The organism is Bradyrhizobium pachyrhizi, assembly GCF_029714545.1.
Classification (GTDB): Bacteria; Pseudomonadota; Alphaproteobacteria; order Rhizobiales; family Xanthobacteraceae; genus Bradyrhizobium; species Bradyrhizobium pachyrhizi.
Genome location: NZ_CP121667.1, coordinates 8,218,714 through 8,240,638 on the forward strand (window position 1 = coordinate 8,218,714; position 21,925 = coordinate 8,240,638).

The window sequence follows — 21,925 nt, forward strand, 5'->3', positions numbered from 1 at the left end:
CGGCTCCCTATCCGATGAAGACAGGCGCAATCGCGCGGACCACGACCTCGGCGAGAAGGACGGCAAACAGCGCGAACAGATAGAGGATCGAGAAGGCGAACAGCCGGCGCGTGGCGCGGTTGGCCGCCGTACCCTCGCGGCGGCGATAGACCTCGATGGCAAGCCACAGCATGCCGGCGCCGAGCACCAGCGAGGTGACGCCGTAGATCGCGTCGAAATAGCCGAGCGGCCACGGCGCCAGCGCGATCGCGACCAGCACGATGGTGTAGAGCAGGATCTGCAGCCGGGTAGCGTCGGGACCGGCGACGACCGGCAGCATCGGAATGCCGGCGCGGGCATAGTCGTCGCTGCGGAACAGCGCCAGCGCCCAGAAATGCGGCGGGGTCCAGAAGAAGATGATCAGGAACAGGAGGATCGGCTCGACCGAGAGCGATCCGGTCGCGGCGGCCCACGCCACCACCGGCGGCAAGGCACCGGCGGCGCCGCCGATCACGATGTTCTGCGCGGTCCAGCGCTTCAGCCACATCGTGTAGACCACGGCATAGAAGAAGATGGTGAAGGCAAGCAGCGCGCCCGCCACCCAGTTGACCAGGATGCCGAGCGTCATCACCGAGAAGAAGGCGAGCGTGATGCCGAACGCGGCCGCCTCGGTCTGCGTGATGCGGCCGCGCGGGATCGGCCGGTTGGCGGTGCGCGTCATCAGCGCGTCGACGTCGCCCTCATAGGCCATGTTGAGCGCGCCGGAAGCGCCTGCACCGACCGCGATGCACAGGATCGAGGTGAACGCCAGCACCGGATGCACATGCACCGGCGCGATCATCAGCCCGACCAGCGCGGTGAAGATCACCAGCGACATCACGCGCGGCTTCAACAGCGCGATGTAGTCGCCCACTTCGGCCTCGGAGATCCGGGGCAACTCGATGGCGTTGTGATCGACAACCGACAAGATCAGGTCTCGCTTCTCTCAAAAGGCGCGGCGCACCCTTAAGTGCGCCGCGTTGTCGTGGACTTACTGCACGCGGGGCAGCACTTCGAACTGGTGGAACGGCGGCGGCGAGGTCAGCGTCCACTCCAGCGTGGTCGCACCGGCGCCCCACGGATTGTTCGCGGCCTGCTCCTTGCGGACGAAGGCATCGATCACGCCGTAGATGAAGATCAGGACGCCGATGCCGGAGATGTACGAGCCCCAGGAGGAGATCAGGTTCCAGCCGGCGAACGCATCCGGATAGTCGACATAACGGCGCGGCATGCCCGACAGGCCGAGGAAGTGCTGCGGGAAGAACACCAGGTTGACGCCGACGAAGGTGAACCAGAAGTGCGCCTTGGCGATCTTCTCCGAGTACATGTAGCCGAACATCTTCGGGAACCAGTAGTACCAGCCGGCGAAGATGCCGAACACGGCGCCGAGCGACAGCACGTAGTGGAAGTGCGCCACCACGTAGTAGGTGTCCTGCAGCACGCGGTCGACGCCGGCATTGGCCAGCACGACGCCGGTGACGCCGCCGACGGTGAACAGGAAGATGAAGCCGATCGCCCAGATCATCGGCGCCTTGAACTCGATCGAGCCGCCCCACATCGTGGCGATCCACGAGAAGATCTTCACGCCGGTCGGCACCGCGATCACCATCGTGGCGGCGACGAAATAGGCCTGCGTCGCCGAGGACATGCCGACGGTGTACATATGGTGCGCCCACACCACGAAGCCGATGCCGCCGATCGCGACCATGGCGTAGGCCATGCCGAGATAGCCGAACACGGGCTTGCGCGAGAAGGTGGAGACGATCTGGCTGATCATGCCGAAGGCGGGCAGGATCAGGATGTACACTTCGGGGTGGCCGAAGAACCAGAACAGATGCTGGAACAGCACCGGGTCGCCGCCGCCGTCAGCCGCAAAGAAGGTGGTGCCGAAATTGCGGTCGGTCAGCAGCATGGTGATCGCACCGGCGAGCACCGGCAGCGACAGCAGCAGCAGGAACACGGTGACCAGGATCGACCACACGAACAGCGGCATCTTGTGCAGGGTCATGCCCGGCGCCCGCATGTTGAAGATCGTGGTGATGAAGTTGATGGCGCCGAGGATCGACGAGGCACCCGCGAGATGGAGCGAGAGAATCGCGAAATCGACCGCCGGTCCCGGATGGCCCGAGGTCGACAGCGGCGCGTACATGGTCCAGCCCGCGCCAACGCCGTTGGCGCCGGGCTCACCCTCGACGAAGGTGGACATCAGCAGCAGCGCGAACGAGGCCGGCAGCAGCCAGAACGAGATGTTGTTCATGCGCGGGAACGCCATGTCCGGCGCGCCGATCATCAGCGGCACCATCCAGTTGCCGAACCCGCCGATCATCGCCGGCATGACCATGAAGAAGATCATGATCAGGCCGTGCGAGGTCACGAACACGTTATAGGTGTGCGTCTCGTGGAATATCTGGACGCCCGGATACATCAACTCGGCACGGATCGCGATCGACATCGCCGCGCCGATGATGCCCGCGATCACCGCAAAGATCAGGTACATCGTACCGATGTCCTTGTGGTTCGTGGAGTAGAGATAACGCCGCCATCCGGTCGGATGGTGGGCGTGATCGTCATGGGCGTGATCGTCGTGTGTCGCTGCGCCTGTCGCCATGTTCAAAATCCTGCCTTGCAGTCCCTCTCGGACCTTGCGGTCCCGTCGCCCTTATTCCATCCGCGCCGTAAGCCGTGAGGCTTACTGCGCCGCCTGACCAGCCGATGCGTAGGAATTCGCCGGGTTGGTCGCAAACTTCTTCTTCGCGCCTTCAACCCAGGTCGCGAACTCCTGGTCGCTGACGACCCTGACCGCGATCGGCATGAAGGCATGGTCCTTGCCGCACAGTTCCGAGCACTGGCCGTAGAACACGCCGGTCTTGGTGGCCTTGAACCAGCTCTCGTTGAGGCGGCCGGGGATCGAGTCGATCTTCACGCCGAAGGCCGGCACCGCGAAGGAATGGATCACGTCGGCGCCGGTGGTCTGGATCCGCACCACCTTGTTGACCGGGACCACCATCTCGTTGTCGACGCCGAGCAGACGCGGCTGCTTGTCCTTGTCGAGCAGCGAATCGAACTCGAACTTGCCGTTATCCGGGTAGGCGTAGGACCAGTACCACTGCTTGCCGGTGACCTTCACCGTGAGGTCCGGCTTCGGCACGTCGAGTTCCAGGAACAGCAGGCGGAACGACGGCACCGCGATGCCGACCAGGATCAACACCGGGATCAGCGTCCAGGCCACCTCGATCAGCGTGTTGTGGGTGGTCCGGGAGGGGACCGGATTGGCCTTGGCGTTGAACTTCACCACCACGATGATGAGCAACGCGAGCACGAACAGCGTGATCAGGGTGATCAGCACCAGCAGGAAATTGTGAAACCAGATGATGTTTTCCATCACCGGGGTCACGCCTTCCTGCAGCGTGTGCTCCCACGGCGCCGGCTGCCCCATTTCGGCGAAGGCCGATCCCGCGGCGACAGACGCCACACCCGCCACCGCCAACCCCAGCAATTGCCTGCCCAACCGGCCAATCGACATCTTCATGCCGCTCGCGCTCCCTTGCATTATTCCCCAAAGCACCCCCGGCATGTGGCCGAAAATGCAGCACGATCCGCCCTGACAAACGGCCTTCCGGACATACCCGTCTCTGAGTCAAGGTGGGTACGGGAGCCAGATCGCTAGAACGCGTCGAAATCCAGCCTCTCAAACCATAATTCTCCGGCGCTCGCAATGCAGTAGTGGGGCCGAAAGCCATGCGCCTGCGATGAAGCTGCCGCTTGCGATTTTTCCCGCAAAATCAAGCGAAAGTCGCCGAAACGAAGCCGCATACAGTTGACAGGGGGATTACCGGATGTACCCACAGACAGGGCAGCGCACAGGAACCTGATTCGCTGCGGGCTGCCCCAATCCGGCGCGAGAATGGCTCCAAGATCGCCTTCAAGGCGCCGTCATTGCGGTATCAGTCGACGCCTGAGCATGATCCGGAAAACTGGAGACCGGTCTTCCGAAAGATCATGCTCAAACAAGAAGATGAGATCATGATTCGCTTCCGGGAAGCGCATCATGGCGCGCGTGCTACCGGCGGCCGGACGGCCGGACCGACCGAACATCTATAAGGATCGACCCGGATGGGCGCTTCGAACATTCGTTTGACGATGGCCAGCTGGCTCGGCGGCCACGCGATTCTGGCCCTCTGCCTCGGCCTTTCTCTTGGCCTTTCTCTCGTCCTGACCCAGCCGGCGAACGCGCAAGGCGCGGTGCGCTCGGTCCATGGCGACTGGCAGATCCGCTGCGACACTCCGCCGGGCGCCCAGGCCGAGCAATGCGCGCTGATCCAGAGCGTGGTAGCGGAGGACCGCTCCAATGCCGGCCTGACCGTGATCGTGCTGAAGACCGCCGACCAGAAGAGCCGCCTGATGCGCGTGGTCGCCCCGCTCGGCGTGCTGCTGCCCTCCGGCCTCGGCTTGAAACTCGACAATCAGGACGTCGGCCGCGCCGGTTTCGTCCGCTGCCTGCCCAATGGCTGCGTCGCCGAGGTCGTGATGGACGACAAGCTGCTCGGCCAGCTCAAGAACGCCAAGACCGCGACCTTCATCATCTTCGAGACGCCCGAGGAAGGGATCGGCTTTCCGCTCAGCCTGAATGGCCTGGCGGAGGGGTATGACAAATTGCCCTAGGGGCGCCGAGCGGCACAGGAAAGCGTAGCCCGGATGGAGCGCAGCGCAATTCGGGGCCGCTCTCATCGCGGATGAACCAGTCCCGGATTTCGCTGCGTTTCATCCGGGCTACGCCATCTCAGCGGACGCCCGCATAATAATCGAACAGCCCGCTCGCCTCCGCGGACAGCCAGTCCGCCTCCCCCGTCATGTAGCCTTCGACTTGTCCGGTGATGCCGATCAAAAACGAGATCGGCATGCCGTAGAGCGCGAACGGCGTGTCGACCTCGGCGGCGTCGACGCGCGAGACGAGGCCGCCCGGATCGAAGCCGATCGCGAGATGGCGCAGCTTGAGCTGCTTGACGTAGGGCGCGACCGACGCGCGGTTGCGATCGGTGCTGACAGCGACGACCACGAGATCGCTGCGGCCGCTGGCGGCGAGGCGGTCCAGCATCGGCAGCTCGGTCCGGCACGCCGCGCACCAGGTGGCCCAGAAGTTCACCAACACCATCCTGCCTTTGAACGCCGTGAGATCGAGCGCGCCGCCGGCGAGCGCCGGGATCGCGACCGGCGGCACCGGGCGGGCGCCTTCGACCTGCGTGAACTGATGCCGGATGGTGCCGAATTGTGGCGGTCCCGACGCTGCGCGCACAGCTCCGGTGGGCATTGCGAGCGAGGCGCCGGCGCCAATCATGGCGGCAACGACGGCGCGGCGTGAGGGTGCGTGAGCTGACGTCATGACAAGTTCTCCGCTCGGCTTGATCGTCACCTCGCTCAGGACCGGATGTAGGACCAGCCGGCTTCCTGCAATTCGATGATGCGCCCGGGTCCGTTCGGCACCAGGTCGACATGATCGAGCAGGACCAGCGGATGACCCTCGGCGCGCTCCATGCCGAGCTTGGTGGCTTCGCAGACCACGAAGCGGATGTCCGGCGTGAGCCCCCGCACCACCCGCAGCAGGTCCTTCACCGGCGAGGTGTCGGCGCGCAGCATGTGGACGCCGGTATTGTAGGCGACGACCTCGATCTCGAACGGCTCGTTGCGCTCCCGATAATATTTCGGGAGGTTGAGCGCGGTCGAGATCAGCGCCCGCATCGTGGCCGGATCGTCGCTGTTGATCGGCAACACAAGGTGGTGCACGCGCGGCTCCGGCTTCTTCGGCTCGGGTTTGGAGACCGCCGCTACCGAACTGGTGAGCAGCATTGTCGCGGCGAACGGCACCGCGAAGGCCAGCACCAGCCCGGTCACGACCGTCAGCTTGTGGCGAGAGACGCGCATCGCGCTCACCTCACGGCGCGCTCGCGAGCAGGGCGAACTGGCTGCGCTTGGCGTAGGCGACGATCGCGCTCAATGTCAGCAGCACGAGGGCGGGCACCGGCGAGCCGCCGATCACGAACAGATGGCTGATGGTGGCGCCGACCATGATGCAGCTGAGCAGCACGCCGCCGAACGCTGCGACCGGGGGCAGCAGGATCAGGACCGCGCCGAGCAGCTCCAGCGATCCGGTGAAGTAGCGGAACCATTGACCGAGCCCGATATGTTCGAATTCCTCGACCAGCATCGGCACGCCGTAAAGCTTGGCGGCGCCCGCGGCGGCAAAGGCCAAGGCGAGCAGTCCCCTGACGACCCAGAGGCTGACGGATTTCCAGCGCGACGGCGCCGCGGCAATTGCAACTGACATTGATGACTCCCGAGTTGTTCGTAAGGCCGGTCCGCGCGGCCACCCGACCGATCGGCGGCCGGCCCGCGGCTTTCGGTGCACTAAATTCGGGAGTAAGATGAAAAGAACAAGTAGGATGCTTTTTGTGAGGTAGTATGAAAAAGATGACTATTGAGCCTGTCGAGCCTCCGGCGGCGTCCGAGCCGTGCAACGGCGACCTGTCGGCGCAATTTCATCGCGCGCTGTCGGTGCTGGCCGGGAAATGGAAGGGCGACATCCTCTGGCAACTGGTCGAGCGCAAGCGCCGGTTCGGCGAGCTGCGCCAGTCGATCCCCGGCGTGACCCAGCACATGCTGACCACACAGCTGCGCGATCTCGAGGCCAACGGCCTCGTCAAGCGCACGGTCTATCCCGAGGTGCCGCCACGGGTTGAGTACGAGATGACGCCGTCGGCCAAGGCGCTCAAGCCGGTGTTCGACGAGCTGTACCGCTGGGCGCAGGAGCATGGCTTTCCGACCTCGGCGCAGGACACCGCGCAGCCGAAGCCGCAATCGGGCGATGCAGCCGAGCGCGAAAGCCAGCCGCTGAAGGCGGATCGGCGCTCAAGGTGATGACGACAAGGTGAGGAGCCCGACGGGGCACTGTGATCGACCGCATAGCCGCAAGCACTCCCGGTTTGCCACCCCAACCACTATCTTTGATGATCGCCGTCCGGGCCTGAACCGGGACCGGTACAGGTTTCCGGGTTGTAAGATGAGTTTTCCGCTCGTCTCTGCTTCAATCCCCCGAAATCCCTGGCTTCCGGGTTCCCCACTGGCAATCAGTTGCGCTTCAGGCAAGGATGACGAGGAATCGCCAAGCAATCGCATTGCGTCGGAGTGACCATGACCAATCCCGCCACGACCTCCCTGCTCGACCGCGCCAATCTGGACCGCGATGCCGTCCGCCGCGAGGTGTCCCGCGGCCTTGAAGGCGCCGACGACGGCGAGCTGTTCCTGGAGTTCGGGCAGACCGAGGCGCTGGTGTTCGACAACGGAAGGCTGAAGCAGGCGACCTATGACACCTCGCAGGGCTTCGGCCTGCGCGCGGTCAAGGACGACGCGGTCGGCTATGCGCATTCCTCCGACGTCTCGATCCCGGCGCTGATCCGCGCCGCCGATGCGGTCGCGGCCGTGCGCGGCGGCTATGCCGGCACTTTCGCCGCGGCGCCGGCCCACACCAACATCAAGCTCTATGGCGACGAGAACCCGCTGGATGGCCCGGCGTTCGAGGCAAAAGTAAAACTGCTCGGCGAAATCGACGCCTATGTCAGGGACAAGGACCCGCGGGTGCGGCAGGTCTCGGCCAGCCTCACCGCGACCTGGCAGGTGGTCGAGATCCTGCGGCCCGACGGCGAGAGCTATCGCGACATCCGCCCGCTGGTGCGCGTCAACATCTCCGTGGTCGCCGGCCAGGGCGACCGCCAAGAGAGCGGCAGCAAGGGCTATGGCGGCCGCGAAGGCTATGCGCGTTTCATCGAGACCAAGGCCTGGCGCGACGCAGCCGACGGCGCGCTGCGCGAGGCGCTGGTCAATCTCGAATCGGTGCCAGCGCCTGCCGGCGAGATGGACGTCGTGCTCGGCGCCGGCTGGCCCGGCGTGATGTTGCATGAGGCCGTCGGCCATGGGCTCGAGGGCGATTTCAACCGCAAGCAGACCTCGGCCTTCGCCGGCCTGATGGGCCAGCAGGTCGCGGCCAAGGGCGTCACCGTGGTCGACGACGGCACCATGGCCTCGCGCCGTGGCTCGCTCTCGATCGACGACGAGGGCACGCCGACCAACCGCACCGTGCTGATCGAGGACGGCATTCTGGTCGGCTACATGCAGGACCGCCAGAACGCCCGGCTGATGGGCATGAAGCCGACCGGCAACGGTCGGCGGCAGAGCTATGCCCATGTGCCGATGCCGCGCATGACCAACACCTACATGCTGTCGGGCGACCGCGACCCGGCCGAGATCATCGCCTCGGTGAAGAACGGCATGTACGCCGCCAATTTCGGCGGCGGCCAGGTCGACATCACCTCGGGCAAGTACGTGTTCCAGTGCACCGAGGCCTACAAGATCGAGAACGGCAAGCTCGGCGCGCCGCTGAAGGGCGCCATGCTGATCGGCAACGGACCGACCGATCTCCACAGGATCACCATGATCGGCAACGATCTTGCGCTGGATACGGGAATCGGCACTTGCGGCAAGAACGGCCAGGGCGTGCCGGTCGGCGTCGGCCAACCGACGCTCAGGATGGAACGGATTACGGTCGGAGGAACGGGCTAGTGAGCAGCGGAAACGAAGTCGTGACGGCCAAGCCGACCAGCTGGCGCGGGCAGGCCGTGCAACTGGCCGCGATCGTGGCCGTCGTGTTCCTCGCCAAGGGCGCGATCGCCGAGCCGTTCTACGTGCCGTCGGGATCGATGGAGCCGACGCTGCTGATCGGCGACGCACTGGTCGCCTCGAAATATCCCTATGGCTACGGCGCGGCCTCGCTGCCGATCCAGATCACGCTGCCGGAAACCGGCCGCGTGTTCGGCGAGACGCCGAAGCGCGGCGACGTCGTCGTGTTCCGCTGGCCGGGCGACCGCTCGCAGGCCTGGGTCAAGCGCGTGGTCGGGCTGCCGGGCGATCGCATCCAGATGCGGCAGGGTCAGCTCTTCATCAACGATCATCCGGCGACGCTGAAGCCCGACGGCACCGGCTTCGCCGAAGACGATCGCGGCGGCGGCGAGGAGGCGTATCGCTATATCGAGACGCTGCCGAACGGCGTCAACCACGCGATCTTCAAGATCCGCGACAACGGCCGGCTCGACAATACCCAAGAGGTGACGGTGCCGCCGGGCAAACTGTTCGTGCTCGGCGACAACCGGGACAATTCCGCCGACAGCCGCGTACCGGTGCGCGACGGCGGTGTCGGCCTGTTGCCGATCGACAATCTGATCGGCCGCGCCGACGCCGTGGTCGGCTCCTGGGACCTCGGCATCCGCAGCCAGCCGGTCTGGACCTGGCTCTCAGGCTTCCGACTCGCCCGCTTCTTCACCTCGGTGCAGTAGACGCGTAGCCCGGATGGAGCGCAGCGCAATCCGGGATCTCCCACTCGGCAAGATGTCCCGGATTTCGCTTCGCTCCATCCGGGCTACATTCCTTGTGGGATGATCGCCGTGACCTTCGACGACATCAGGCACATCGCGCTGGCGTGGCCGGACGTCGAGGACGGCTCTTCCTACGGCACGCCGGCGCTGAAGGTACGCAACAAGATGCTGGTGCGGCTCAAGGAGGACGGCGACAGCCTGGTGATGCCGGGCGTCCCGCCGGATGAGCGCGACATGCTGGTCGAGCATCAGCCCAAGGTGTTCTACTTCACCGATCATTACCGCGACTACCCGATGGTCCTGATCCGCCTGTCGAAGGCCAACCGCGCCACCGTCGAGCCGTTGCTGCGCCGGCACTGGCGCACGCTGGCGTCGAAGAAGGCGGTCCGGGGCTACGACGCGACCGCCTCGTCGTGACCCAGGACGAATTCCTCACCGCGGCGCTGCGCAACCCGGCCAATCAAGCCATCACCGACGAGTTGTACCGCCTCGGTCTGCCCGATGCGTGGTTGGTCGCCGGCTGCCTGGTGCAGACCGTGTGGAACGCGCTGACCGGCCGGCCGCCCGATCATGGCATCAGCGACCACGACATCTTCTATTTCGATCCGGATATCTCGTGGGAGGCCGAGGACGCGGTGATTCGCGAACTCAAGGCACGGCTTGGCCATCTCGGTGTCGCGATCGAGGTGCGCAACCAGGCCCGCGTCCATCTCTGGTATCCCGACAAGCACGGCCTGCCCTACCCGGCGCTGTCGCGTTCGACCGACGGCATCGATCGCTTCCTCACCGAAAACACGCAGATCGGCATCCGCCGCGCCACGCGCAGCTACGACGTCTATGCGCCGAACGGTTTCGACGATGTCGCCGGCATGATCGTGCGGCCGAACCGAACCCCCAATTTTTCGCCGGCGAACTATGCGACGAAGGCGGCGCGCTGGAAGGCGCTGTGGCCGGAGATCACGGTGCTGGCGGCGGAGTAGCCTGTCGTCGCGTAGCCCGGATGCAGCGCAGCGAAATCCGGGGCAGGCCCATCCGCGGTGAGCGCGGTCCCGGATTACGCTGCGCTCCATCCGGGCTACGGATTCACCGCACCACGCCCGACGTGAATCCCGCCTTGCGGCGTGGCGGCTTGATCTCTTTCTTCAGGAAGCAATGCGCGTCGCGGCCGGCATAGCCGGGCCGGGCGTAAGTCCAGGCGCGGCACTTGTTGTCGGCGGTGCAGGCGGCCTGGCAGGCCTCGTCGCCGTCGCTGCTCTTCAGTTCGAAATTCTTGTAGTCGCCGCCGAGCCGGTCGATCGAGGTTTCGATGGCGCCGTTGCGCGGTTCGACCACACCCGCGCCGCGCACCCCCGAGACGCAGCAGACGTTCTGCACCCGTGCCGGCACGGTGCTCTTCAGCCAGCACACCGCGCTGTTGTTGGTATCGGTCGGATAGTTGAAGCTCCAGGCGCGGCAACGTCGGTCACGCTCGCAGGTCAGCGCGCAATCGGCCGGATCGCCCGTCGCCACCGGCGCATTGAGATAGTCGCCGCCGGGACGGTCGAAATTGGTCTGCGCCAATGCCGGGCGCGTGACGACAGCGGCCGCGAGGACCGCAAACATCACCACACACGCCCTAAAGAGGCGGCCTATCTCCATGAGATTGCTTTCAAATTCGCGCAGCCCCGCGCATTTCGCGGGGCGTCATTTGAACGCCATGAACCTGTACGGCGGATGAACGGCGGGTGCGACACCACCGCCGTTCGCGCGCGCCTCACGCCCGGATTGGGGCTAGGCGGGGACTAGAAGGCGTATTCCTGATAGGCCGGTTCCACCGAGCCCTTCCAGGGGCCGTTGAACTTCTCCAGCATCTCCTCCGCCGGCGAGCGGCCGGCTTCGATGATGCGCTCGAGCGGTTCGAGGAAGCGGCTCTCGTCGCGTCCGAAATGATCGATCCGGCCGCGCCGCCGCAATCCGGCATGCGACAGGATCAGGCACTCCTTGGCGATCTCGAACAGATAGCGGTCCTTGATCCGCGACTTGAAGCCGAAACGCGGCACGTCATCGCGCAGCGCCTGCCGTTCCGGCGCGGTCCAGTGGCGGACGATGTCCCAAGCGGCATCGAGGCTGTCATTGTCGTAGAGCAGCCCGACCCAGAACGCCGGCAGCGCCGGCAGCCGGCCCCACGGCACGCCGTCGGCGCCGCGCATTTCGAGGTAACGCTTCAACCGCACCTCGGGGAAGATCGTCGAGAGGTGATTGGCCCAGTCCGACAAGGTCGGGCGCTCGCCCGGGAAGGCGGCATTCTTGCCGGCGAAGAAATCCCGGAACGAGGAGCCGGAGACGTCGATATATTCCTCGCCGCGCTTGACGAAATACATCGGAACGTCGAGCGCGTAATCGACATAGCGCTCGAAGCCCATGCCGTCCTCGAACGCGAACGGCACCATGCCGCTGCGCGCATTGTCGGTGTCGCGCCAGATCTCGGAACGGAACGACAGGAAGCCGTTGGGCTTGCCTTCGGTGAACGGCGAGTTGGCGAACAATGCGGTCGCGATCGGCTGCAGCGCCAGCGACACCCGCAGCTTCTTCACCATGTCGACTTCGGAGGAGAAGTCGAGATTGGTCTGCACCGTGCAAGTCCGGAACATCATGTCGAGGCCGTATTTGCCGACCTTCGGCATGTAGTTTCGCATGATCTTGTAACGCCCCTTGGGCATCACGGGGATCTGCGCGCGCGACCAGGACGGCGTCATGCCGAGGCCGAGGAAGCCGATCCCGAGCGGGGTTGCGATCTCCCGCACCTGCGCCAGATGCGCCATCAATTCCGACTGGGTCTGATGCACGGTTTCGACCGGCGCGCCCGACAGTTCGAACTGACCGCCCGGCTCGAGCGAAATCGCGCCGCCGCCGGTGACGTCATAAAGGCCGATGATGTTGCCGCGCTCCATGATCGGCTCCCAGCCGAGCAAGAGCTTCATGCCCTCGAGCAGCGCGCCGATGCCCTTGGCGCCTTCATAGGGCACGGGCTGATGGCCCTCGAGCGTGAACGGAGTCTTCTCGTGCTCGGTGCCGATCCGGAATTCGGACTCAGGCTTCACGCCGGCTTCAAGCCACGCCACGAGTTCGTCGCGCGACTGCAGCGGCGTCATGTCGATCTGGTCACGCGCCATAGATAATCCAACTCAAGGGCGCTTCGATCGAAGGCGCGCGGTGGCAGGGACATCCGCGAGCCACAACGGCTGCGGATGATGGAATCAGCAATATCATCGGGCAGGCACGCCGTCTCGCGCGGGCGCAGTCTTGCTATCAGCCTTGGTCTCGTTCTTGCCGTCGCCTTTGGCGTCGCCGCAGGCGCAGCCGAGCCGGTCGAGCAGACCGCACAGCCTGGTTGCGTCGGCGTCGGATAATTTGGAGCCGACATGCTTGTCGATCGCGGCGGAATAGGCGTTCCACATCCGCTTCTGCAGCTCGCGTCCAGCCTCGGTGATCTCGACGAACTGGCCGCGCTTGTCGATCTTGCATTCGCGGCGGGCGGCGAGCCCCTCGTCGACCAGCTTGTCGATCAGCCGCGAGGTCGAATATTGCGGGATCAGCATCTGGCGCTCGAGCTCGACCGGGCGCAGCTCGCCCGACGGCGCGCGGGACAGCTCGAGCAAGGCGTCATACCAGGCGAGCGGCGGAAAACCGGCCTTCTTCAGATCCTGCTCGACGCAGTCCAGCACCCGGCTCGGCACCCGCATCAGGCGGATCCAGGCGGCCGTCGCCTCGCTCGATAGCTTGCGTTTCATGGTCTAGCTCATAGGGTCCCGGCACCGACTGTACCGCACTGAATGCATCTGCATCAATCTTGACTATTTCATGCAGGCGCATGTAGGCAATCCCTCTCCGGACGCCAAGAACAAGGGAAGGAATACCCCTATGAAGCTTTATTACACCCCCGGTGCCTGCTCCCTCTCCCCCCATATCGCCCTGCTCGAGGCCGGGCTGCCCTACGACCTGGTCAAGGTCGATCTCCGCGCCAAGAAGCTCGAAAACGGCGACGATTTCCTCCAGGTGAACCCCAAGGGCCAGGTGCCCGCGCTGGCGCTGGATACCGGCGAGATGGTCACCGAGGGGCCGATCATCATCCAGATGATCGCCGACAAGGCCGCCGACAAGAAGCTGGCGCCGGCGAGGGACTCCAACGAGCGCTACAAGCTGCTCGAATGGCTGAACTACACCACGACCGAGCTGCACAAGAATCTCGGTCCGATGTTCTCGCCCGTGCTCGCCGACGACGCCAAGGCCTTCTTCAAGGACCGCGCCATGGGCAAGTTCAAATATGTCGAGAGCCAGCTCACCGGACGCGACTATTTGATGGGCAACCAGTTCACGGTCGCCGACGGCTACCTCTTCACCATGATCATGTGGGCGCAGGACCGGCTCGGCTTCGATCTCTCCGGCCTGCCGAACGTGACGGCCTACAAGGCCCGCGTCGCGGCGCGCCCGAAGGTGCAGGAGGCGCTGAAGAAGGAAGGCCTGCTCAAGGCGGCCTGAGCTCGCACCGAACAAGGCCGGCCTCGTGGCACCACGCGGCCGGCCCCTTGCCGACAATTTTCGACAGGAAGAAGCTGGCCACGACCCATCTGCTGCCGGGCATGCCGGTCGAGGTGTTTGTCCCGACCACCGAGCGGGCGGTGCTCTCCTGTCTGATGAAGCCGCCGGCCGACCAGGTCCACCGCGCCTTCATGGAGAAATGAACGGTGCAAACCTTCAGGACGTGCTGGAACAAAATCAATTTAATCGGCATTCTACCGATTAAGACTACTTTCGGCTGAGGGCGTGGCCGTCCTTGTTCGAGCGATCCAACTAACCGACTATGACCTGCGGCGCGCCCTCCGCTCCAACTGGTCTAAAAATGTGACGATCGCCTTTACCCTTTTATTGACCAGCACCCTGGTTGGGCTGGCAACCAGTTTGTACTTTCGGGTTTGGACATTGATGCTGGAGTCGCCGCTGGTCGCGGTGCTCGCGGCGATCGTGCTCCAATCCGACGGCTTTTCCTTTGCCACCGGCGCTCCGATCGTCGTCGCCTGTCTCGCCTTCAACCAGTTCGCTTATCTCGCCGGCGCCTTGCTCTCGCCGGAGACTGACGGCTCAATGGCGGAAGAAATTGACGGCCTGCCAGACCGTCGCGGCGAGCACAATATCCGCGGTCAGAACGAGTAGCGCGAGGCCGGCCCATGAAGGGCCCTTGCCCCGAAGACGCAGCGGCTTCCGCCACCGCGACGACCGCAGGGAAGACAAGGAATCCTTCGCCGCGATCTCCGCGGCACCTTCCTTGAACGCAGAACTCATCGCACGACACCCTCACGCTGATCGTCGCCCCGGCGATCGACGAGCAAGAGTGATGCCAGCAGCGTGGTGCCAGTGGGGAACGAGCGTGGCGGGACTTTGACGCGCATGACCGTCGCACAACAGGATCAAGTCGGATCGATGACCGGCTTGATCCTGCGCGAGTTCGCCTCAGAAGTTTACGCCGCCTGCTTCTTCGGCGGGAAGCGGCCGTAGAAGGTTTCGCCCTTGGCGGCCATCTCCTCGAGCAGCTTCGGTGGCGTGAAGCGCGAGCCGTACTTCTTCTCGAAGCTGTGGCAGAGCGCGACGAAGTTCTTGGTGCCCATGAAGTCGATGTAGGACAGCGCGCCGCCGGTGAACGGCGCGAAGCCGAAGCCGAGGATCGAGCCGACATCGGCCTCGCGCACGTCGGTGATGACGCGATCCTCGACGGTGCGCGCGGCCTCCACCGCCTGCACCACCAGGAAGCGCTGCTTCAACTCCTCGACGCTGAGCGTGTCGGGATCGAGCTGCTTCGGCTGCAGATTGGCGAGCCCCGGCCACAGGCTCTTCTGGCCCTTGCCCTTCTCGGGATAGTCGTAGAAGCCCTTGCCGTTCTTGCGCCCGAATCGGCCCTGCTTCTCGACCATCTCGACCATCAGCTTCTTCTGCGCCTGGTCGATCGCGTTGGGGCCGAGATCGGCCTCGGTCGCCTTGGTGATCTTCAGGCCGAGATCGAGCGCGACCTCGTCCTGCAGCGACAGCGGCCCGACCGGCATGCCGGCCATCTTGGCGGTGTTCTCGATCATCGCCGGCGGCACGCCCTCGAGCAGCATCTCGTTGCCCTCGGAGATGTAGCGCATCACGCAGCGGTTGGCGAAGAAGCCACGGGAGTCGTTCACCACGATGGGCGTCTTGCCGATCGCGCGCACATAGTCGAGTGCGGTCGCCAACGCGACGTCGCCGGTGTTCTTGCCCAGGATGATCTCGACCAGCATCATCTTCTCGACCGGCGAGAAGAAGTGGATGCCGATGAACTTGCCCTGGTCCTTGAACTCCTCGGCCAGTGAGTTGATCGGCAGCGTCGAGGTGTTGGAGGCGAAGATCGCGCCCGGCTTCAGCAGCGGCTGCGCCTTGGCATAGGTATCCGCCTTGACCTTGCGATCCTCGAACACCGCCTCGATGACGAGGTCGCAGTCCGAGATCACGTTGTAGTCTGATGTGGCCGAGATCCGCGCCAGGATGGCATCGGCCGCGTCCTGCTTCATCCGTCCCTTGGCGATCAGGCCGTCGACCACGGTCTTGGCGTGGCCCTTGCCCTTGTCGGCGCTCTCCAGGTCGCGATCGACCAGCACGACGTCGATACCGGCTTGCGCCGACACATAGCCGACGCTGGCGCCCATGAAGCCGGCGCCGATCACGGCGAGCTTCTTCACCTTGGTCGGCGGCACGCCCGCCGGGCGGCGGGCGCCCTTGTTCAGTTCCTGCATCGACAGGAACAGCGAGCGGATCATCGCCGCCGCTTCCTTCGACCGCAGCACCTTGGTGAAGTAGCGCGACTCGACCCGCAGCGCGGCGTCGATCGGCAGCTGCAGGCCCTCATAGACGCAGCTCATGATGGCGCGCGCGGCCGGATAATTGTCGTAGGTCTCGCGGCGATAGATCGCGTTGCCGGCCGGGAACATCTGCATGCCCATCTTGGAGAAGACGGGGCCGCCGGGCAGCTTGAAGCCCTTCTCGTCCCACGGCGCGACCGCCTTGCCGCCGCCCTTGATCCAGTCCTTCGCGGCCTTGATCAAATCGGCTGCCGGCACCACCGCGTGAATCAGGTTGAGTGCCTTGGCGCGGGTCAGATTGACCGCCTCGCCCTTGAGCAGCAATTGCATCGCGTCCGCCGGCTGCACAAGACGCGGCACGCGCTGGGTGCCGCCGGCGCCGGGGAACAGGCCGACCTTGATCTCGGGCAGGCCGAGCCGGGTCTTCGGGTTCTCGGCCGCGACGCGGTAGTGGCAGGCCAGCGTGATCTCGAAGCCACCGCCGAGCGCAAGCCCGTTGATCGCGGCGACCCACGGCTTGTCCGAGGTCTCGATCGCGCGGAACGATTGCGACATCTGGCGGCTCTGCTCGAATAGCATCTGGTTCGCGGCTTCCTCGCCCTTCTCCTTGAAGAGCTGCGCGTAAGAGCGGTTCATGCCCTCGAGCATCGAGAGGTCGGCGCCGGCGCAGAACGCCTCCTTCGCCGAGGTGATCACGACGCCCTTGATCGCGGGATCGCTGGTCGTCTGCTTGATGATCTCGCCGATCTCCTGGGTCGAAATCTCGTCGAACACGTTCATCGAACGATCTGGGATGTCCCAGGTGACGAGCGCAATGCCGTCGGCGTCGACGTCGAACTTGAAATTCTTGTAAGCCATGTTGCTCGCTCCTCTCGCCTCAGACGCGCTCGATGATGGTGGCGGTGCCCATGCCGCCGCCGATGCATAGCGTCACCAGCGCCGTCTCCTTGTTGGTGCGCTCGAGCTCGTCGAGCACGGTGCCGAGGATCATCGCGCCGGTCGCCCCTAACGGATGGCCGAGCGCGATCGCGCCGCCATTGACGTTGATCTTGGCGTTGTCGATGTCGAACGCCTGGATGTAGCGCAGCACCACCGAGGCGAAGGCCTCGTTGAGCTCGAACAGGTCGATGTCCGACTTCTTCATGCCGGAGCGCTCGAACAGCTTTTCGGTGACGTCGACCGGGCCGGTCAGCATCATCGCCGGCTCCGAGCCGATATTGGCGAAGGCGCGGATTTTCGCCCGCGGCTTCAGGCCATACTTGGCGCCCGCCTCCTTGCTGCCGAGCAGCACGGCGCCGGCGCCGTCGACGATGCCGGAGGAATTGCCGGCGTGATGCACGTAATTGACCTTCTCGACCTCGGGATGCGACTGGATCGCCACCGCGTCGAAGCCGGCCATCGCCGCCATCGCCGCGAAGGACGGCTGCAGCTGCGCCAGCGACTGCATCGTCGTCGTGGGGCGCATGTGCTCGTCCTTGGCAAGGATGGTCAGGCCGTTGACGTCCTTGACCGGCACCACCGATTTATTGAAGCGGCCCTCGTCCCAGGCCTTGGCCGCGCGCTGCTGGCTCTGCACCGCGTAGGCGTCGACGTCATCGCGCGAGAAACCGTATTTGGTCGCGATCAGATCGGCCGAAATCCCCTGCGGCATGAAGTAGGCCGGCACCGCCATCGAGGGATCCATCGGCCAGGCGCCGCCGGAGGCGCCGATGCCGACGCGGCTCATCGATTCCGCGCCGCCGCCGATCACGAGCTCATGCTGGCCGCTCATGATCTGGGCCGCGGCGAAGTTCACGGCATCGAGGCCGGAGGCGCAGAAGCGGCTGATCTGCACGCCCGGCACCTTCTCGCCGAGGCCGGCGTTCAGCGCCGCGAAACGGGCGATGTCGGAGCCGGCCTCGCCGACCGGATCGACCACGCCGAGCACGACGTCGTCGACGGAATCCCCGGGAAGATTGTTGCGCTCCTTGAGCGACTTCAGCGGCACCGTGGCGAGCGCCAGCGCGGTGACCTCGTGCAGCGCGCCGTCGGCCTTGCCGCGGCCGCGCGGGGTACGAACGTGATCGTAGATGTATGCCTCAGGCATGACGCCCTCCTTGATATGAGGATCATAATATATACAGAAGGACACGCCGCCGCAGCGGTGCGGCGGCAATTTTTCAGAACGCTTCCGCGGCCAATTCCATCGTGGTGGCGCTGCCGCTCTGGATCCGGGCCAGATGCACGGCAGTCTCCGGCAGCAGCTTCTCCATGAAGAAGCGGCCGGTCACGAGCTTGGTGTTGAGGTACTGCGTGGTACCGGCGGCGGCCTTGTCCTGCGCCACCTTGGCCATCTTCGCCCACATGTAGCCGAGCGCGACGAGGCCGAACAATTTCATGTAGTCGGTCGCGGCGGCGCCGGCATTGTCGGGCTTGGCCAGCGCGTTCTGCATCAGCCAGCCGGTGGCCTGCTGCAGATGGCCGAGCGCGGTGGAGAGCGGGGTGATGAACGGCTTCATCGCCTCGTCGGCGCCATGCTCCTTGGCGAAAGCACCGACCTCGCCGAAGAACGCCATCGCGGCACGGCCGCCGTCGCGCGGCAGCTTGCGGCCGACCAGGTCGAGCGCCTGGATGCCATTGGCGCCCTCATAGATCATCGCGATGCGCGCATCGCGCACGAACTGCTCCATGCCGTGCTCGGCGATATAGCCGTGGCCGCCGAACATCTGCTGCGCCGAGACCGTGTTGGCGAACCCGGTGTCGGTCAGGACGCCCTTCAGCACCGGCGTCATCAGGCCCATGTGATCGTCGGCGGCCTGGCGATCCCCAGCGTCGTTGGATCGGTGCGCGACGTCGCTCTTCAGCGCGGTCCATACCACCATGGCGCGCGCCGCCTCGTTGAAGGCGCGGATGGTGAGCAGCGTGCGGCGCACGTCGGGATGCACGATGATCGGATCGGCCGGCTTCTCGGGTTCCTTCACGCCGGTCAGCGAGCGGCCCTGCAGGCGCTCGCGGGCATAGGCGACCGCGTTCTGATAGGCGACCTCGGACTGCGCGAGGCCCTGCACGGCGACGCCGAGGCGAGCCTCGTTCATCATCACGAACATGCCCTGCATGCCCTTGTTCTCTTCGCCGATCAGCCAGCCGGTGGCGTTGTCGTAGTTCATCACACAGGTGGAATTGCCGTGGATGCCCATCTTGTGCTCGATCGAGCCGCAGCTGACGCCGTTGCGCTGCCCGAGCGAGCCGTCGGCATTGACCAGCACCTTCGGCACCACGAACAGCGAGACGCCCTTGATGCCGGCCGGCGCACCTTCGATGCGCGCCAGCACGAGATGGATGATGTTCTCGGTGAGGTCGTGCTCGCCGGCGGAGATGAAGATCTTGGTGCCCGTGATCTTGAAGCTGCCGTCGGCCTGGCGCACCGCCTTGGTGCGGAGCAGGCCGAGATCGGTGCCGCAATGCGGCTCGGTCAGGTTCATGGTGCCGGTCCACTGGCCAGCGACCATCTTCGGCACATAGGTCTGCTTCTGCTCGGGGGTGCCGTGCACCAGCAGCGCCGCGGTCGCGCCCATGGTCAGCCCGCCATACATCGAGAAGGCCATGTTGGCGGAGATCTGGAATTCGTTAACCGCCTGCGAGAGCGTTACCGGCAGGCCCTGGCCGCCGAATTCCGTCGGCGCCGAGAGGCCGAGCCAGCCGCCTTCTGCAACCTGCTTGAAGGCATCCTTGAAGCCCTTCGGCGTGGTGACGCTGCCGTCGTCATTGCGCTTGCAGCCTTCAAGATCGCCTGTGCGATTGAGCGGCTGCAGCACCTCTTCGCTGAGCTTGGCGGCCTCGCCGAGGATCGCCTCGCGCACATCGGCCGACGCGTCGGTGAAGCCGGGAAGATTGCCGTAGCGGTCGATCTGGAAAACGTCGTTGAGCAGGAAGCTGACGTCTTCGACGGGGGCTTTGTAGGTTGGCATGCTGGTCTCCCGGCTGGCACGTGGCCGCATATGCGACGGACGCTGCGCAGCGTGTCCTTGGGTTTGTTGGAGCGGACCTTATCCGGTTCCGGAGGTCCGCGGCAGATGCTATCGCGATCAAAGCGCGATGAGACTGGGTTGAAACGTGATCGCGCTTTAGCTCTTTGTTTGAGCATGATCTTTTCGGAAAACCGCTTCGCACTTTTCCGGATCATGCTTTACGATTGCGACATTGCGCCGCTTTGCTTCATCAACTCCTCGCCCATCATCCGATGCAGCAGGTTGATCGCCTTGAGCGGACGCACCATCACCTTGAAATGCGTGATCCGGCCGTCACCATCGAATGTGATGATGTCGACGCCGTTGAGCTTGATGCCGTCGATCTCGTTCTCGAATTCGAGCACCGCGCCGCTGTCATTGCGCCACTCGCCGAGATACTTGAAGGTCGGGCTGCCGAGCACCTTGGCGGCGCTGGTGAGATATTTGAAGGTGATGTCGCGGCCGCGCTGCGGCGTGTGCACGACCGGACTTTCGAATACCGCGTCGGGATGCAGCAGGTCCCACAGAGCGGCGGTGTCGTGGGACTTCATGTAGGCGTACCACTTGTCGAGGCCCGGCTTGCTCATTCGGACGTCTCCTGCGGCGGGGTTAAGAAGCCTGAACATCGGCCGCGCGCGACAGGGCGGCACGCCGATCACCATATGCATATTGACGCATATGCACACTAACGCATAAAGTCAAGCGAGCTTGAGAATGTTCGTCTTGGGAACTGAGATGGAGGTGGGCGTTGGCACTCGGTGACGCAATCCTCGCATGCCTCACGGAACGTCCGATGACGGGCTATGAGCTCGCCAAGACGTTCGATGCCTCGATCGGCTTCTTCTGGAAGGCCGACCATCAGCAGATCTACCGGGAGCTCTCGCGGCTGCGCGACAAAGGCCATGTCCAGGGCCGCGAGGTGGTGCAGTCCGGCAAGCCCAACAAGCTGGTCTATACCCTGACCGCCGAAGGCCGCGCGGCGCTGAAGCACTGGGCGGCGCGGCCGAGCGTGCCGCCCTCGATCAAGGATGACCTTCTGGTCCGGCTCTATGCGCTCGACTGCGTCGACATCGAGCCGTTGCGCACCGACCTGATGGCGCGGCTGGAGCATCACCGCGACCGCTATGAGCGCTATGAGCGCCTGCTCAACAAGCGCTTTCCCGACGGCACCGCGCCGCCGGCCGATGTCGGCAAGATGCTCAGTCTGCGCCTCGGCATGCGCCATGAGCACATGGTGGTGGAATGGTGCGGCGAGGCGCTCGACGCGCTCTCGGCAATGTCCGGCCGCAGCAACGTGCTGCCGCTCGACGACGGCAAGCGCGAAAGCAACGGCTAGGCACCCACCTCCCCTTGAAACGGGGGTCGCTTTGCTCGCCAGAGCAAAGCGGGTGGGGATCCGCTCGCTCCACATACAGCGTCGCCCGCGGCAAACCCCCATCCCGACCTTCCCCCTTTCAGGGGGAAGGAGAAATTTGGCGGCGACACAAGTCGCTGTCCTGATCCGGCGCAACAGGTTCCCGGATTCCCTAACTTTAGCGCCCGTCGGCCGCATTCCTTAACCCGTTATTTACCGTGACGGGAAAAAGTCAGCAGCTGAGGCAGACGCCCGGCGCAGAATTCGATTGTCTCTTAACGGGAATGCGCGGGGAGG

24 protein-coding genes are annotated in these 21,925 nt (G+C 64.8%); 11 read left to right on the forward strand and 13 right to left on the reverse strand.

What is annotated here, in order from left to right; genetic code table 11:
- Window positions 1–7 precede the first annotated feature (7 nt).
- The 3 genes from QA639_RS38845 to coxB all read right to left on the reverse strand — a co-directional run bounded on the left by QA639_RS38845 (window position 8) and on the right by coxB (window position 3,547).
- Entirely contained in the window at window positions 8–946 is a 939-nt protein-coding gene (locus tag QA639_RS38845) for a heme o synthase (RefSeq protein WP_028334631.1), read from the reverse strand.
- A gap of 63 nt (window positions 947–1,009) precedes the next feature.
- Window positions 1,010–2,626 (reverse strand): cytochrome c oxidase subunit I, encoded by a 1,617-nt coding sequence (gene ctaD / locus QA639_RS38850; RefSeq protein ID WP_028334630.1) that lies wholly within the window; start codon window positions 2,624–2,626, stop codon window positions 1,010–1,012.
- Between the two features lie 81 nt (window positions 2,627–2,707).
- Complete coding sequence (coxB, locus tag QA639_RS38855) at window positions 2,708–3,547, reverse strand: cytochrome c oxidase subunit II (protein WP_050385950.1); 840 nt, start codon at window positions 3,545–3,547, stop codon at window positions 2,708–2,710.
- 233 nt (window positions 3,548–3,780) lie between these two features.
- On the opposite strand from coxB, the gene QA639_RS38860 reads away from it, so the two are divergent.
- Together QA639_RS38860 and QA639_RS38865 are read left to right on the forward strand one after the other, a co-directional pair.
- Window positions 3,781–4,119, forward strand: coding sequence for a hypothetical protein (locus tag QA639_RS38860; RefSeq protein WP_157347250.1), 339 nt, complete (start codon window positions 3,781–3,783; stop codon window positions 4,117–4,119).
- 12 nt (window positions 4,120–4,131) lie between these two features.
- Window positions 4,132–4,680: an invasion associated locus B family protein gene (locus tag QA639_RS38865; RefSeq protein ID WP_157347252.1), complete on the forward strand. Its 549-nt coding sequence runs from the start codon at window positions 4,132–4,134 to the stop codon at window positions 4,678–4,680.
- Between the two features lie 118 nt (window positions 4,681–4,798).
- On the opposite strand, the gene QA639_RS38870 is transcribed toward QA639_RS38865, so the two are convergent.
- The 3 genes from QA639_RS38870 to QA639_RS38880 are packed head-to-tail and all read right to left on the reverse strand — an operon-like array spanning window position 4,799 to window position 6,340.
- A complete protein-coding gene (locus QA639_RS38870; RefSeq protein WP_157347253.1) occupies window positions 4,799–5,398 on the reverse strand; it encodes a TlpA family protein disulfide reductase in 600 nt (199 codons plus the stop codon).
- Window positions 5,399–5,433: 35 nt separating this feature from the next.
- Entirely contained in the window at window positions 5,434–5,937 is a 504-nt protein-coding gene (locus tag QA639_RS38875) for a DsrE family protein (protein WP_157347255.1), read from the reverse strand.
- A 10-nt stretch (window positions 5,938–5,947) separates the two neighbouring features.
- Entirely contained in the window at window positions 5,948–6,340 is a 393-nt protein-coding gene (locus tag QA639_RS38880) for a DoxX family protein (RefSeq protein ID WP_157347257.1), read from the reverse strand.
- A 143-nt stretch (window positions 6,341–6,483) separates the two neighbouring features.
- Between QA639_RS38880 and QA639_RS38885 the strand changes: the two genes are divergently transcribed.
- The 5 genes from QA639_RS38885 to QA639_RS38905 all read left to right on the forward strand — a co-directional run bounded on the left by QA639_RS38885 (window position 6,484) and on the right by QA639_RS38905 (window position 10,417).
- Window positions 6,484–6,930, forward strand: coding sequence for a winged helix-turn-helix transcriptional regulator (locus tag QA639_RS38885; RefSeq protein ID WP_283088716.1), 447 nt, complete (start codon window positions 6,484–6,486; stop codon window positions 6,928–6,930).
- A gap of 273 nt (window positions 6,931–7,203) precedes the next feature.
- Complete coding sequence (gene tldD / locus QA639_RS38890; protein WP_028334625.1) at window positions 7,204–8,628, forward strand: metalloprotease TldD; 1,425 nt, start codon at window positions 7,204–7,206, stop codon at window positions 8,626–8,628.
- Window positions 8,628–9,398 carry a signal peptidase I gene (gene lepB, locus QA639_RS38895; RefSeq protein WP_028334624.1) on the forward strand — a complete coding sequence of 257 codons (771 nt, stop codon included), beginning with the start codon at window positions 8,628–8,630 and terminating at the stop codon, window positions 9,396–9,398. The genes tldD and lepB overlap by 1 nt, the downstream gene beginning before the upstream one ends.
- Window positions 9,399–9,506: 108 nt before the next feature.
- Window positions 9,507–9,854, forward strand: a complete 348-nt coding sequence (locus tag QA639_RS38900) for an MmcQ/YjbR family DNA-binding protein (RefSeq protein WP_050385948.1) — start codon at window positions 9,507–9,509, stop codon at window positions 9,852–9,854.
- A complete protein-coding gene (locus QA639_RS38905) occupies window positions 9,851–10,417 on the forward strand; it encodes a nucleotidyltransferase family protein (protein ID WP_028334622.1) in 567 nt (188 codons plus the stop codon). The genes QA639_RS38900 and QA639_RS38905 overlap by 4 nt, the downstream gene beginning before the upstream one ends.
- Before the next feature lie 103 nt (window positions 10,418–10,520).
- On the opposite strand, the gene QA639_RS38910 is transcribed toward QA639_RS38905, so the two are convergent.
- From QA639_RS38910 to QA639_RS38920, 3 genes are all read right to left on the reverse strand, one after another.
- Window positions 10,521–11,039 carry a PAN domain-containing protein gene (locus tag QA639_RS38910; RefSeq protein ID WP_244978709.1) on the reverse strand — a complete coding sequence of 173 codons (519 nt, stop codon included), beginning with the start codon at window positions 11,037–11,039 and terminating at the stop codon, window positions 10,521–10,523.
- Window positions 11,040–11,218: 179 nt separating this feature from the next.
- Complete coding sequence (locus QA639_RS38915; RefSeq protein WP_028334620.1) at window positions 11,219–12,589, reverse strand: glutamate--cysteine ligase; 1,371 nt, start codon at window positions 12,587–12,589, stop codon at window positions 11,219–11,221.
- A gap of 93 nt (window positions 12,590–12,682) precedes the next feature.
- Window positions 12,683–13,207, reverse strand: coding sequence for a MarR family winged helix-turn-helix transcriptional regulator (locus QA639_RS38920; protein WP_157347263.1), 525 nt, complete (start codon window positions 13,205–13,207; stop codon window positions 12,683–12,685).
- 130 nt (window positions 13,208–13,337) lie between these two features.
- On the opposite strand from QA639_RS38920, the gene gstA reads away from it, so the two are divergent.
- The 3 genes from gstA (at window position 13,338) to QA639_RS38935 (ending at window position 14,627) form a co-directional block, all read left to right on the forward strand.
- The gene (gene gstA, locus QA639_RS38925; RefSeq protein WP_028334618.1) at window positions 13,338–13,955 is read left to right on the forward strand and encodes a glutathione transferase GstA; all 618 of its coding nucleotides are present in this window, start codon (window positions 13,338–13,340) and stop codon (window positions 13,953–13,955) included.
- Window positions 13,956–14,002: 47 nt separating this feature from the next.
- Complete coding sequence (locus QA639_RS38930; RefSeq protein WP_157347265.1) at window positions 14,003–14,158, forward strand: hypothetical protein; 156 nt, start codon at window positions 14,003–14,005, stop codon at window positions 14,156–14,158.
- An 82-nt stretch (window positions 14,159–14,240) separates the two neighbouring features.
- Window positions 14,241–14,627: a hypothetical protein gene (locus QA639_RS38935; protein WP_229191373.1), complete on the forward strand. Its 387-nt coding sequence runs from the start codon at window positions 14,241–14,243 to the stop codon at window positions 14,625–14,627.
- 305 nt (window positions 14,628–14,932) lie between these two features.
- Here QA639_RS38935 and QA639_RS38940 read toward each other — a convergent pair whose 3' ends face one another.
- The 4 genes from QA639_RS38940 to QA639_RS38955 all read right to left on the reverse strand — a co-directional run bounded on the left by QA639_RS38940 (window position 14,933) and on the right by QA639_RS38955 (window position 20,861).
- Window positions 14,933–17,146 carry a 3-hydroxyacyl-CoA dehydrogenase NAD-binding domain-containing protein gene (locus QA639_RS38940; protein ID WP_283088717.1) on the reverse strand — a complete coding sequence of 738 codons (2,214 nt, stop codon included), beginning with the start codon at window positions 17,144–17,146 and terminating at the stop codon, window positions 14,933–14,935.
- A gap of 19 nt (window positions 17,147–17,165) precedes the next feature.
- Window positions 17,166–18,374: an acetyl-CoA C-acetyltransferase gene (locus tag QA639_RS38945; RefSeq protein WP_028334614.1), complete on the reverse strand. Its 1,209-nt coding sequence runs from the start codon at window positions 18,372–18,374 to the stop codon at window positions 17,166–17,168.
- 73 nt (window positions 18,375–18,447) lie between these two features.
- The gene (locus tag QA639_RS38950) at window positions 18,448–20,235 is read right to left on the reverse strand and encodes an acyl-CoA dehydrogenase C-terminal domain-containing protein (protein WP_283088718.1); all 1,788 of its coding nucleotides are present in this window, start codon (window positions 20,233–20,235) and stop codon (window positions 18,448–18,450) included.
- Between the two features lie 218 nt (window positions 20,236–20,453).
- Complete coding sequence (locus QA639_RS38955) at window positions 20,454–20,861, reverse strand: nuclear transport factor 2 family protein (protein ID WP_157347271.1); 408 nt, start codon at window positions 20,859–20,861, stop codon at window positions 20,454–20,456.
- A gap of 161 nt (window positions 20,862–21,022) precedes the next feature.
- Between QA639_RS38955 and QA639_RS38960 the strand changes: the two genes are divergently transcribed.
- Window positions 21,023–21,610 carry a PadR family transcriptional regulator gene (locus QA639_RS38960; protein WP_050385920.1) on the forward strand — a complete coding sequence of 196 codons (588 nt, stop codon included), beginning with the start codon at window positions 21,023–21,025 and terminating at the stop codon, window positions 21,608–21,610.
- Window positions 21,611–21,925 lie beyond the last annotated feature (315 nt).

Bases quoted from the DNA above. Each gene is read 5' to 3' on its own strand.
- ctaD (WP_028334630.1), bottom strand. From the start codon at position 2,626: ATGGCGACAGGCGCAGCGACACACGACGATCACGCCCATGACGATCAC.
- coxB (WP_050385950.1), bottom strand. From the start codon at position 3,547: ATGAAGATGTCGATTGGCCGGTTGGGCAGGCAATTGCTGGGGTTGGCG.
- QA639_RS38865 (WP_157347252.1), top strand. From the start codon at position 4,132: ATGGGCGCTTCGAACATTCGTTTGACGATGGCCAGCTGGCTCGGCGGC.
- QA639_RS38870 (WP_157347253.1), bottom strand. From the start codon at position 5,398: ATGACGTCAGCTCACGCACCCTCACGCCGCGCCGTCGTTGCCGCCATG.
- QA639_RS38875 (WP_157347255.1), bottom strand. From the start codon at position 5,937: ATGCGCGTCTCTCGCCACAAGCTGACGGTCGTGACCGGGCTGGTGCTG.
- QA639_RS38880 (WP_157347257.1), bottom strand. From the start codon at position 6,340: ATGTCAGTTGCAATTGCCGCGGCGCCGTCGCGCTGGAAATCCGTCAGC.
- QA639_RS38885 (WP_283088716.1), top strand. From the start codon at position 6,484: ATGACTATTGAGCCTGTCGAGCCTCCGGCGGCGTCCGAGCCGTGCAAC.
- tldD (WP_028334625.1), top strand. From the start codon at position 7,204: ATGACCAATCCCGCCACGACCTCCCTGCTCGACCGCGCCAATCTGGAC.
- QA639_RS38910 (WP_244978709.1), bottom strand. From the start codon at position 11,039: ATGTTTGCGGTCCTCGCGGCCGCTGTCGTCACGCGCCCGGCATTGGCG.
- QA639_RS38915 (WP_028334620.1), bottom strand. From the start codon at position 12,589: ATGGCGCGTGACCAGATCGACATGACGCCGCTGCAGTCGCGCGACGAA.
- QA639_RS38920 (WP_157347263.1), bottom strand. From the start codon at position 13,207: ATGAAACGCAAGCTATCGAGCGAGGCGACGGCCGCCTGGATCCGCCTG.
- gstA (WP_028334618.1), top strand. From the start codon at position 13,338: ATGAAGCTTTATTACACCCCCGGTGCCTGCTCCCTCTCCCCCCATATC.
- QA639_RS38940 (WP_283088717.1), bottom strand. From the start codon at position 17,146: ATGGCTTACAAGAATTTCAAGTTCGACGTCGACGCCGACGGCATTGCG.
- QA639_RS38945 (WP_028334614.1), bottom strand. From the start codon at position 18,374: ATGCCTGAGGCATACATCTACGATCACGTTCGTACCCCGCGCGGCCGC.
- QA639_RS38950 (WP_283088718.1), bottom strand. From the start codon at position 20,235: ATGCCAACCTACAAAGCCCCCGTCGAAGACGTCAGCTTCCTGCTCAAC.
- QA639_RS38955 (WP_157347271.1), bottom strand. From the start codon at position 20,861: ATGAGCAAGCCGGGCCTCGACAAGTGGTACGCCTACATGAAGTCCCAC.